This is a genomic window from Burkholderia anthina, assembly GCF_001547525.1.
GTDB classification, from domain to species: Bacteria; Pseudomonadota; Gammaproteobacteria; order Burkholderiales; family Burkholderiaceae; genus Burkholderia; species Burkholderia semiarida.
The window spans coordinates 1,137,823-1,150,041 of record NZ_LNJP01000003.1 but is presented as its reverse complement, the minus strand read 5'-3'; the positions used below and the strand labels follow the sequence as shown (position 1 = coordinate 1,150,041).

Genomic DNA, 12,219 nt, shown 5'->3' with positions numbered 1-12,219 from the left:
ATGGATCGGGCGGCGACGGGGTCGCGCGTGCCGCAATTCTAGCGGAAGCCGGCGCCTGCGCCCGGCGCGCGCCAGGAAAAACGGCCGCCCCGGAGAGGGCGGCCGCGTCGGGCGGCGTAATGCGTGCCGCGGGGTGCCGCGCAGGTTCTGCGCGGGTCGTGCGCGGGTCGCGCGCGTTACAGCGCCATGTCGGCCGACGCCTTCGCCGGGCGGGCCGGCGCGGTGCCGGTCGCCTGCGACGGCGCGCCGAGGTCGATCTTCGGCGGCGGCGACAGTTGCAGTACGTCGCTCGTGTAGGTCCATTCCTCGACGACCTTCGCCGGGCTGTCGTTCAGCTTCGTGCCGTAGCTCGGCACGATCTGGCGGATCTTCTGCTGCCACTCGGGCGTCGCGACCTTGTCCTTGAACACCTTCTTCAGCAGGTTCAGCATGATCGGCGCGGCGGTCGACGCGCCCGGCGACGCGCCGAGCAGGCCCGCGATGCTGCCGTCCTGCGACGCGACGATCTCGGTGCCGAGCTTCAGCACGCCGCCCTTGACCGGGTCGCGCTTGATGATCTGCACGCGCTGGCCGGCCTGCCACAGGCGCCAGTCTTCCTTCTTCGCGTTCGGGAAGTACTCCTTCAGCGCGTTGAAGCGATCGTCGTCGGACAGCATCAGCTGGCCGGCGAGGTACTGCACCAGCGGGAATTCGTCGACGCCCACGCGCATCATCGGCGCGACGTTGTGCAGGTTGGTGCTCTTCGCGAGGTCGAAGTACGAGCCGTTCTTCAGGAACTTGGTCGAGAACGTCGCGAACGGCCCGAACAGGATGATCTTCTTGCCGTCGATGATCCGCGTGTCGAGGTGCGGCACCGACATCGGCGGCGAACCGACCGACGCCTTGCCGTAGGCCTTCGCGAGGTGCTGCTTCACGACCTCGGGGTTGTCGGTCACGAGGAACGAACCGCCGACCGGGAATGCGCCGTAGTCCTTCGCTTCCGGGATGCCCGACGCCTGCAGCAGGTGCAGCGCGCCGCCGCCCGCGCCGATGAACACGAACTTCGCGTCGACCGATTGCGGCGGCTCATCCGAGTGCAGCTTGACCCACGACACGTGCCACGTGCCGTCGGCGTTGCGCGAGATCTCGCGCACTTCGCTCGACAGCGACAGCGTGAAGTTCGGCTGCGTCTTCAGGTAGCCGACGAACTGCCGCGTGATCTCGCCGAAGTTCACGTCGGTGCCGATCGGCGTCCACGTCGCGGCCACCTTCTGCGAACGGTCGCGGCCTTCCATCATCAGCGGCACCCATTGCTTGATCTGGTCGTAGTTTTCCGAATACTGCATCCCGCGGAACAGCGGGCTCGCCTGCAGCGCTTCGTAGCGCTTCTTCAGGAAGCGGACGTTGTCGTCGCCCCATACGAAGCTCATGTGCGGCGTCGAGTTGATGAACGCATGCGGGTTCTTCAGCACGCCCTGCTTCACCTGCCACGCCCAGAACTGGCGCGAGATCTGGAACGACTCGTTGATCTCGATCGCCTTCGAGATGTCGATCTTGCCGTCCGCTTTCTCCGGCGTGTAGTTCAGCTCGGCGAGCGCCGAGTGGCCGGTGCCGGCGTTGTTCCAGCCGTTCGAGCTTTCCAGCGCGACGCCGTCGAGGCGCTCGACCATCGTCATCGACCAGTCCGGTTGGAGTTCGTGCAGCCAGACGCCGAGCGTCGAGCTCATGATGCCGCCGCCCACCAGCAGGACGTCGACCTTCTTCGTGTCGGCGGCCTGCGCGGACGATGTCGCGACGCACAGCGCGAGCGCCGACAGTATTACCCGTAACGTTTTGATCACAGCAGAGATCCCTTTTTCAACTTGAATGCATCGGTTTGCCATGCCGCCCGGCGCGCGGTTCCGTGGCGCGGAAACACGGGTCCGGAGATCCGGATCGCGAATCCGGAATTCCGGATCGGCGCCGCGCGCCGTTGCATTTGCGCACGGAAGCCATTCGGAAGGACACCTTCGGATCGGCTTCCCGCGGGCAGGCAAGCGCCTGCGTCGCGACGGTGCGCCACGCGCCGGGGCCCTGACGGCAAGCCCGAGCGGACGGCGCTTCAGACTGCGTTGAAAGAGGCCGCGCGCGACGTGTTTTGCGGGGGCGGGGTGGCAAGGGGCGCGTAATATAACCGAACTCGGACACTGTGTCGCAGACGCCAAATATCCTTGTTTTCGTGGGGTTTTTTGTGTGTCCGGGTTTCCGGAATGGCGGTGCGCGACGCGGGAAAATCGAGGGGATCGGCGGGGGCGAATGCGTGCGACGGGTATGCCATACACCAGGCCGGAACGTCGTCGGATCGCGGCGTTGCACCGCGACCCGTTTACTCGCATCACATCACTTCACTTCATTTCGCTCCGCCGTTCCGGCAGTACTGTTCACAAGCCTCGACTGGATCGACGACACGCCGGCCCGCTTCGTCGGCACGCGCTCGGCGAACCCGCGACGGCGCCGGTCGCGATGCTGGCCAGAGTCTATCGCGGCATGACGGGGGAAACGAGCTTCACGCCGGAGGGCGACCCGAAGCACGGCGCGATGTCGGTGTTCACTTAAAGAGTGGCAGGAAGGCGTTGCTCGACATCGTCAGGATGTAACGTCGCGGGCGGCACGCTGCCTTACGACACGCGCATGCGCGCGCCGTCCGCGCGGCGCTCCGCGTCGTGCACGATGTGCAGCTCGCGCGTGCGGATCGGCAGCGCGCAATCCGCATCGGCGAGCGTCTTGCGGACCTGGCGGGCGAGGCGCCAGCGCATCGCCCAGAACTTGTCGGTGTGCGTCCACACGCGCATGTTCGCCACGGCCGTGCTGTCGTCGAAGCGCATCACCATCACGTCCGGCGCGGGATCCTGCAGCACGTCGGGGTCGGCCGCGGCCAGCGCGTGCAGCGCATCGAGCGCGCGATCGATATCGTCATGCACGGACACTTCCACTTCGAGATCGAGGCGGCGCGTCGGGTTGCGCGTGTAGTTGCGGATCGAGCTGCCCCACAGCGCGCTGTTCGGCACGTACTCGCAGATGCCGTCCGGCTTCGTGAGGCGCGTCATGAAGAGCCCGACCTCTTCGACGGTACCCGCGACGCCCGTGCCGCCGTCGATGTAGTCGCCGACCTTGAACGGCCGCAGCAGCAGAAGCATGATGCCGGCCGCGATGTTCTGCATCGTGCCCTGCAGCGCGAGCCCGATCGCCAGGCCGGCCGCGCCGAGCACCGCGACGATGCTCGCGGTTTCGATGCCGAGCTGCGACAGCGCGCCGACGATCGCGACGATGCGGATGCCCCACACGGCGACGTCGCACAGGATCGGCCGCAGCGTGTCGTCGACGCGCTCCTTGTTCGAGAGCAGCCGGTTCAGCCAGTTGCCGACGCGTTTGGACAGCCACCAGCCGGCGACGAGCAGCGCCAGGCCGGCGGCCAGCTTGATGGAGAGCGTGGACAATGCATTCCACAGGAACGTCCAGCGTTCCGGATGAAGATGTTCGAGAAACATGACGGGATTCCGTGTTGAAGACAGATCGTTCGGCGCGTGGCTGTGCTCACCCGCCGGCAGCGTTCGACTGTACACGGCGCCGGGTGGTTCGCGCGAATGAAGGGGTCGAATACGAGCCGCGGCGAAATTGCGATTTCGTTCGTGTACGAAGCGTATGTCCCGCCAAATAGGACAAGGCCTATTTGGTCATTTTGCGTGCGCCGATACACTCGCTTCCAGGTTGCCGGATCGTGACGGCCGTTCTTCCGCGATACCCGGCTTTTCCCGATTTTTCTTCGATAGCGAGTGACGACGTCATGCGGTTGAACCTGCGTTTCCGTCTCGCACGCGAACAAGGTCAATCCGCCCGGCGCGGCGTCCCGTGTTTCCCGATTAGCCGCGCGCTGTTGCGCGGTGCCGTCGTGACGGCCTGTATGGCGGGCACACACGGCATGGTGGCACAGGCGACTCACACTTCGGCGCCCGTTGCGCCCGTGACGGCTGCAACGCCCGACCTTGTCGACGTGCCCTTTTTCAATCCCGCCCGGACGACATGGGGTGGCTTGCGCGCATCGGCGGCGGTGCCGCTCGACGTCGCGTACGCCGCGCATGCGCCGGGCCTGTCGGCGGGCGCCGATCGCGACGATCTCGCCGTTCGATTCGGCGCGTGCGTGGCTTACCGCGTGCTGTGCGAGGCGGCGCGCGACGCGGTCGAGCGCGGCTATGCGTCGCGGTTCGATTACGGTCTGGCGTCGGCGTTGCCCGCGATGGACGCACACCCGGCGGCCGAGCGGGGCACCGTCGATCTGGCATCGGCCGAGCCGTTCACGCTCGCGGAGCCGGATCGCGGCACGCGCGCCGGTGCGATCGTCGGCAACCTGCGCGCGTCGCTGGCGCGCGCCGATCTGCCGGCCGGCGTCGCCGCGCAGATCACCCGCATGCTGGCCGGGCGCATCGATCCGAAGCAGCGCGCCGCGGCCGGCGATACCTTCCGCGTCGCCTTCGAACGCGACGACAGCGCCGGGCGGCCTGGCCGCATGCGCGTGACGGCGCTCGACGTCCGTTTTCGCGGCCAGCGCGTCGCGGGCGTGTGGTTCGCGCCGAAGGCGGGTGCGCCGGGCGCCTATTACGACTTCGACGGCATGCCGCTCGCCGGCGCGCGGTTTGCGATGCCGGTCAATGCGAAGCGCATCAGCTCGCGCTTCGGCACACGCGTGCATCCGGTCACCGGCGTGCGCCATGTGCATTCGGGCGTCGATCTGGCTGCGCCGGCAGGCCGCGCCGTTCATGCGTCGGAGCGCGGCGTCGTGACGTTCATCGGCAACGAGCCGCGCGGCTACGGCAAATACGTGGTGATTCGGCATGACGGCGGCTACGCGTCGTACTACGCGCATCTGTCGGCGTTCGAGCCGACGCTGCGAGCCGGCGCGCGCGTCATGCGCGGCCAGCGTGTCGGCGCGGTCGGCAGCACGGGGACCGCGACCGGCCCGCATCTGCACTTCGAGGTGCGCCGGCATGCCCGCCTCGTCGATCCGATCGAACTCGTTCACGCGGCCAAGGCGGCGAGGCTGAAGGGCGCGCAACGTATGGCGTTCAACCGCGTGGCGCGCGATGCGCGCACGCAGCTCGCGTCGGCCACGTTCGCGCAACCGGTCGCGATGTCGAAGGCCGTCCCGGCGCGGGCCGGTTGATCGTTCGCCGGATGCCGGCCGCGGTGGTCGGCATCGTATCGGTGGGGCGCGTTTTTCGTCGACGCGCGGATATCCGGCAATGCGCCCGTGTTTGAACGGCGCGCGATCGTGCGAAGCAACATCGTCAAATGGCGCGCAATGGTCCGCGCCTTCCGTCATTCATCGAATCGCGTCAAATTTTCCGATTGATTCGGATTGCATCACGTTCGATGAGTATGGCTAAGCGAGTGTCGGTAAATTCAACCGACTTCTCGTCTCGCCAAGCCGCCCACGCCCCGGCTGCGGCTTCGCATGCTGCATGGCGGCAATTCCACTCCATTTATTTCCCGATGCGAAATGATTCGCGGCGTGATTGCCGGTATCACGCATTCTGATCTTGCGATTGTTTCAAGACAGGTGCTATAACCCGTTCCACGCACCGATTTGCAGCAATAACGTCACCAATAAATGCGAGCGGAAAAATGAAAAGAAAGGCGTGGAATCTGGGTTTGGGCGGAATGGCGATCCTGAGCGGCGCGGTGCCGGTCAGTGCGTATGCGGCGTGCTCGGCTACCGCGCCGGGCAGCGGAACGACGGTCACGTGTACCGGCGCGAACGCACCGTCGGTCGTGGCCACGGGCGGCAGCACCAACGTGACGATCAACCTCGATTCGACCGTGACGGGCAGCTACGTGCTGACGTCCGCGCCGACCCCGTTCTCCGTCGACACATCGAGCGCGATCGCCAACAACGGCAACCTGTCGATGTCGGGCAACGGCACGGGCGTCGCGAATCGCGGCGCGGTGCTGCTCGGCGTGAACAACGGCAACACGCTCACCAACGGCGCGACCGGCGTGATTTCGACGTCGGGCACCTACAACGACGGGATGGCCGCGAACGGCAACGACAACACGCTCGTCAACAACGGCACGATCACGACCACCGGCAACAACGCGTACGGGATGACGGCCGCATGGGGGCAAAGCAATCCCGGCGCGTCGGGCAATCAGATCGTCAACACGGGCACCGTGACGACCTCCGGCAACAACGCGCGTGCGGCGTCGCTGCTCGGGGGCAACGGCACGATCACCAACAGCGGCACGCTGACGTCGAATGGCCGCGATGCGCCGGCCGTCTACATGCAGGGCAACAACGACACGCTGGTCAACAGCGGCACGATCCAGACGACGGGCACCGCGACGAGCGGCGGCAGCGTCGACGCGGTCGTGTCGAACACGCTCGGCGGCTCGTTCACCGCGACGATCACGAACCAGGCCGGCGGCAGGATCATCAGCAACAACGGGATCGGCGTGCGCTCGACCAACGGCGCGACGACGATCACCAACGCGGGGCTGATCCAGGGCGGTGGCGGCACCGCGATCCAGGGCGGCAACGGCAACGTGACGCTGATCCTGCAGACGGGCTCGCAGATCGTCGGCACGGCCAACGGCGGCGCGGGCGCCAACACCGTGACGTTGCAAGGCTCGGGCACCGCATCGAACGCGTTCGCGAATTTCCAGAGCCTGACGATGGCCGGCACCGACTGGACGTGGGCCGGCACCGGTACGTTCTCGACGGCGCTCGTGCAAAGCGGCACGCTGAATCTCACGGGCACGCTCGGCACGACGACGGCATCGGTCGTCGCGACCGTCGACGCGGGTGCGGCGCTACAGGCGAATGCGTCGAACCTGCCGCTGTCCGTCACCGACAACGGGCTCGTGCGCTTCCAGCAGGACGGCGCCGGCACGTACACGGGCACGATCGGCGGTTCGGGCGCGATGGAGAAAACCGGTGCGGGCACGCTGACGATGGCGCCTTCATCGGCCGGCGGCAACACCTATTCGGGCGGCACGACGATCACGCAGGGCACGCTGTCGGTGGCCGCGGACACTGCGCTCGGCGCGGCGTCGGGCGGGCTCGCGTTCAATGGCGGCACGCTGCAACTCGGCAGCGCGTTCAACGTCGCTTCGAGCCGGGCGGTATCGATCACGGCGAACAACGGCACGATCGATACGCAGGGCTTCAACTCGACGCTGACGCAGGGCGTCACGGGTGCGGGCTCGCTGACGAAGCTCGGCAGCGGCACGCTGACGATGAATGGCACGAACGGCTACGCGGGCGGCACGAACGTCAATGCGGGCACCGTGATCGTCGGTGATGCGACGAGCGCGTCGGCGACGCTGGGCGGCGGCGGGCCGGTGACCGTGGCGGCGGGCGCCACGCTCGGCGGCTACGGCAGCGTGACGGGCAACGTGACGAACAACGGCACGCTGTCGGTCGCGAACGCGCTGGCGAGCCTGGGCGGCGGCGCGACCGGCAATTTCCGGATCAACGGCAACCTGACCAACGCGGGGCTCGTGCAGCTCGGCGGCAGCGGCGTGGGCAACACGCTGACGGTCGCGGGCAACTACGTCGGCCAGAACGCGACGCTCGCGCTCAACACGACGCTTGCCGGCGATGGCGCGCCGTCGGACAAACTCGTCGTCAGCGGCGGCACGGCGAGCGGCGCGAGCACGCTGAAGGTGACGAACGTCGGCGGCGCGGGCGCGCAGACGACGGGCGACGGCATCCAGGTCGTGCAGGCCGCGGACGGCGCGACGACGAGCGCGGGCGCGTTCTCGTTGTCCGGCGGGACGGTCAGCGCGGGCGCCTATACGTATTTCCTCGCGAAGGGCGGTGCATCGACCGGCACGGGCGACAACTGGTACCTGCGCAACACGGTGCCGCCGAAGCCGCAAACACCCGTCGTTCATCCCGGCCAGCCGACGCCGCCCGCCGAGCCGCCGATCACGGCCGCCGAAGGCACGCCGGAATCGATCGTCGAAGCGGTCGACCATGCGGGCACCGGCGGCAATCCGGAACCGATCTACCGCCCGGAAGTGCCGCTGTACGCGGAAGCGCCGGCCATCGCGCGCCAGCTCGGCTTGCTGCAGATCGACACGTTCCATGACCGGCAGGGCGAGCAGGGCTTGCTGGCCGAAAACGGTTCGGTGCCCGCGTCGTGGGGCCGCGTGTGGGGCGGCCACGGCAACATCAAGCAGAAGGGCGACGCGACGCCGTCGTTCGACGGCGCCGTATGGGGGATGCAGGTGGGCCAGGATCTTTACGCCGATACGACCGCCAGCGGCCATCGCAATCACTATGGCTTCTTCGTCGGCTTCTCGCGCGCGGTCGGCGACGTGAACGGCTTCGCGCTCGCACAGCGCGATCTGGGCGTGGGCTCGCTGCAGGTCAATGCGTACAACCTCGGCGGCTACTGGACGCACATCGGCCCGGGCGGCTGGTACACGGACGCCGTGCTGATGGGCAGCGCGCTGACCGTGCGCTCGCATTCGAACGACAACGTGAACGGCTCGACGAACGGCAACGCGTTCACGGGCTCCATCGAAGCCGGGCTGCCGATCGCGCTCGGCAACGGACTGACGCTCGAGCCGCAGGCGCAGCTCGTGTGGCAATGGCTGTCGCTCGATCGCTTCGACGACGGCGTGTCGAGCGTCGCGTGGAACAACGGCAACACGTTCCTCGGCCGGATCGGCGCGCGGCTGCAATACGCGTTCGACGCGAGCGGCGTGCACTGGAAGCCGTACCTGCGCGTGAACGTGCTGCGCGCGTTCGGCGCCGACGACAAGACGACGTTCGGCGGCTCGACGGCGATCGGCACGCAGATCGGGCAGACGGCCGGGCAGATCGGCGCGGGGCTCGTCGCACAGCTGACGAAGCGCGGCAGCGTGTATGCGACGGTCAGCTATTTGACGAATCTCGGCGGCGAGCATCAGCGCACGATCACCGGGAATGCGGGCGTGCGGTGGGCGTGGTGACGACGAGGCGCGGCGATCGAGATAGCGCAAGGCGGCACGGTTTCGCGAAACGGCTTTGCTGATAACCAATAACTTCAAGAACCGGGACGGGGCAGGCCCGTCCCGGGAACGTTTCCCATCGCCACGCCGGGCGGCGTGGCGATGCTCGTCGGACTGACGCGACTCAACCCAGCGGCCAGTTCAGGATCGCGATGCCGTCGTTGTAGTCGCCGTCGCCGCCGTCTTCCGATCCGACCAGCCCGAAGTAGGTCTTCTTGAAGATGTCGACCTGACGCGAGCCGATCTTCGACGGTTTGCCGTTCGCCGTTACGACCACCCGCACCTTCCCCTTGCCCGAGTTCACGATCTGCGTGTTCAGGTTCGCGTCCTGCGTGCCGGCGCCCTGGAACGTCGCGGCCGGTTTCGGGTTGTCGTCGACGAAGACCTCGATCGTCTGCGGGGACGACGAATTGACCAGCGCGGTCACGCCGAACGCGATGTTCGGCGGCAGGTTGAAGACGCCGTCGCGTTCGCCGCCGCCGCTCGGCACGGGCTCCGGCTGCACGGGTTGCGGCGTCGCCTTCGAGAAGTAATTGACCACCGCGCCGACGCCGAACTTCGCCGCGGCGCCGGGCAGCACGCCCGGCGCGCCGGCCCACGTCACCGTGCACGCGACGACCTGGCCTGCCGCATCGGTTTTCACCTTGTTCTGCCAACTGCCGAGGTCGAAGCTGTACGGGATCGTCGCGATATCGACGAACACGTCGTATTGCGGCAGTTTCTCGACGAGCTGCGCGGTCATGAACTGGCGCATCCGGTCGAGCACGGCCTGATCGCCGTTGGCCTGCACGGCGGTGGCGTCGTTGCCCGCGAGTTGCAGCAGTGCGTACAGGTCGTCGTGGGTAAAGGGTTGTGACATGTCGTCCTCGTCTCGATGGAAGGTCTCGCATCGCGCGGCCCGGTGAACGGATTTCACCGGGCCGCGCGCGGAGCAAAGCGTGGGACTGCAAATGACTGCCCGAACGATGCGCAATGCGTGGTCGTGCCCGTCGCCATTGCGATCGTTCGTGACGGCCGCCGATCAACCCAGCGGCCAGTTCAGGAACACGATGCCGTCGTTGTAATCGTCGTCGGCGCCGTCTTCCGATCCGACGATCCCGAAGTACGACTTCTTGAAAATGTCGACCTGTCGCGAGCCGAGCCGCGACGGCCTGCCGTTCGCCATCACGATCACGCGCACACGCCCGTTGCCGGAATCGAGCACCTTCGTGCCGAGGTTCTGGTCGTGGACGCCGGCGCCCTTGAACGTCGCGGCGGGTTTCGGGTTGTCGTCGATGTAGATGTCGATCGTCTGGTCGTTCGCCGCGTTGGTGAGCGCGGTGACGCCGAACTTGATGTTCGGCGGCAGGTTGAACGTGCCGTCGCGCTCGCCGCCGCCGCCGACGGTGCCGGCCCCCGTGCCCCCGGTTTCGGCGCCCTGGTTGCCGCCGCCTTGCGACGACGGGGGAGCGGCTGTCTCCCCGATCGCGGAAAGGCTCGCGTACGAATCGATGTGCATCGCGCTGCCGCGCACGCTCTTCCACTGGCCCTTCACGAACGTGACGCCGTTGCCGACGTCGATCGTCGCGACGAGCGTGAACGGCATGCGGCCGGTTGCCTCCGGCACCTTCGACGAATAGGTGAAGCAGCCGTCCGCGACGGTGCCCTTGTTCGTCGCGATCGCGAAATAGATGCCGGGGAAGTTGTTGCCGGTCGCATAAGGCGTCGGCACGTTGAGGATGACCTGCAGTTTCCCGTCGCGAATCCCGGCCTTCGCGATGTCGATGTAGAGGCCCGGGATGTCGACGTAAGTCTCCGATGTCACGACGGGTGCGCTGACGATCGAAGCCGAAAGGAGCGGCATGAAAGTCTCCGGTGATGAGGGGGTCTGGAGCAGGCGGGGCCCGCTGAACGCGGCGCAACCCGCCGGCCGCCATGGAGGCCACCGGCGGGGACGGCCATCGATCGTGCGTCAGGTCAGCCGATCGGCCACTGGAGCACGACGATGCCGTCGTTGTAGTCGCTGTCGTGGCCGTCTTCCGATACGACGATGCCGAAGTTGACCGTGAACGGCGAGCCGTCCGACTTCTTGCCGGTGATCGGCGCGAGGCGCGCGTCGGTGGCCGACGGCTTGCCGTTCACCGACACTTCGAAACGGATCTTGCCGTTGCCCGAATTCAGCGTGGCTTCACGCGGGCCGTCGCGCGTCGTCAGCTTGTGATACGCGGCGGGTTCCTTGCTGTCGCCGATAAACAGCTTGATGTGCTGTTGCTCGGCGGCATTCGCGAAGAAAATCGCGCGGAAATCGGTATTCGGTGGAATCGAAAACTCGCCGGCGCGGTTGGATGACGTTTGAGAATCGGCCATGCTTGCCTCCTGATAAGTATTGGATAAGGCCTGAACCTTGCCGCGCAAACGTTTGCCGTTTGAAACGCGACGTACAAAGCATGACGAAAAATAAATAAAAAAATATTCGAACGAGAATGGTTATTGTTCAGGAAATCGAAAAGGCAGGCTAATCGATTGAGTGAAATGTTTTTAATGAGCGCGATTTCGATATATTCGGGAAACTATATCGATGCGTATATCGTTTTCGTGAACGATGCGCGAGCGGGGAGGCGGCGGGGGAAGCAATCGCGCTTCGGAGCAGACGCTCGGCGTTCGCATATGGCAGCGTTTCGTTTCAACATCGGTATCTCTGTCGTGGCCGCGCCCACCGGCCACCGTCGAACGCCCACACCGAAGCGCGATTGCAAGGGAGGAGTGTGCGGCGACTGGCGAAGAGGATGGACCGACTCACTCCGAACATGAATAGGACTTCACCGGTGCCGCACCCGTGAAGCATAGCCAGGGAGGATGCCGGCGCCTATCGGACTGGACTGATTCTGCGCCCGGTTGACAGCCGTGGCTGCCCTGTGATTTGATGCCGGTCATGCACGCCGCCCGGTTCCTCTTCCCGCTACGACTACTAGCCCGCTTCTCCGGGCTGGGTCCGCGGCTGCGCGCTTTCCATCTGCTTCTTTCCTGAAGCGCCAGATTTTCCCCGCATCACCGACCTGGCCCCGGTTGTCGACCGGCGCCTGAGTTCGTCTTTCCTTCGTCGTCTCTCCGCTTCGTCCCGGTCGCTCAACCGTCAAGGCCGTCGTTTGCCGTACCGCTTTGCCGTTGTGCCGCTTTGTTACCGCTTTCCGCCGTTTTCACCGCTGCGCGGGCAGCCGGCGCCTGACG

At 66.5% G+C, this 12,219-nt stretch carries 7 protein-coding genes; 2 read left to right on the top strand and 5 right to left on the bottom strand.

Translation table 11 applies throughout. The annotated features are described in order from the left end of the window. Positions 1-176: 176 nt before the first annotated feature. Complete coding sequence (gene mqo / locus WS64_RS25290; protein ID WP_244166652.1) at positions 177-1,862, bottom strand: malate dehydrogenase (quinone); 1,686 nt, start codon at positions 1,860-1,862, stop codon at positions 177-179. A 774-nt stretch (positions 1,863-2,636) separates the two neighbouring features. Continuing rightward, positions 2,637-3,506, bottom strand: a complete 870-nt coding sequence (locus WS64_RS25285; protein ID WP_059645234.1) for a mechanosensitive ion channel family protein — start codon at positions 3,504-3,506, stop codon at positions 2,637-2,639. Between the two features lie 296 nt (positions 3,507-3,802). Between WS64_RS25285 and WS64_RS25280 the strand changes: the two genes are divergently transcribed. Both WS64_RS25280 and WS64_RS25275 read left to right on the top strand, forming a co-directional pair. Next, positions 3,803-5,176: a M23 family metallopeptidase gene (locus WS64_RS25280; protein WP_060968066.1), complete on the top strand. Its 1,374-nt coding sequence runs from the start codon at positions 3,803-3,805 to the stop codon at positions 5,174-5,176. A gap of 497 nt (positions 5,177-5,673) precedes the next feature. Next, the gene (locus tag WS64_RS25275) at positions 5,674-8,973 is read left to right on the top strand and encodes an autotransporter family protein (RefSeq protein ID WP_060968065.1); all 3,300 of its coding nucleotides are present in this window, start codon (positions 5,674-5,676) and stop codon (positions 8,971-8,973) included. Positions 8,974-9,136: 163 nt separating this feature from the next. Here the strand turns inward: WS64_RS25275 and WS64_RS25270 are convergent, their stop codons facing one another. The 3 genes from WS64_RS25270 to WS64_RS25260 all read right to left on the bottom strand — a co-directional run bounded on the left by WS64_RS25270 (position 9,137) and on the right by WS64_RS25260 (position 11,358). Beyond that, on the bottom strand, positions 9,137-9,871 hold the full coding sequence (locus tag WS64_RS25270) for a fucose-binding lectin II (protein WP_060968064.1): 735 nt from the start codon (positions 9,869-9,871) through the stop codon (positions 9,137-9,139). Between the two features lie 162 nt (positions 9,872-10,033). Continuing rightward, positions 10,034-10,855, bottom strand: a complete 822-nt coding sequence (locus WS64_RS25265) for a fucose-binding lectin II (protein WP_060968063.1) — start codon at positions 10,853-10,855, stop codon at positions 10,034-10,036. Between the two features lie 113 nt (positions 10,856-10,968). Next, entirely contained in the window at positions 10,969-11,358 is a 390-nt protein-coding gene (locus tag WS64_RS25260) for a fucose-binding lectin II (RefSeq protein ID WP_059574709.1), read from the bottom strand. Positions 11,359-12,219: the final 861 nt, after the last annotated feature.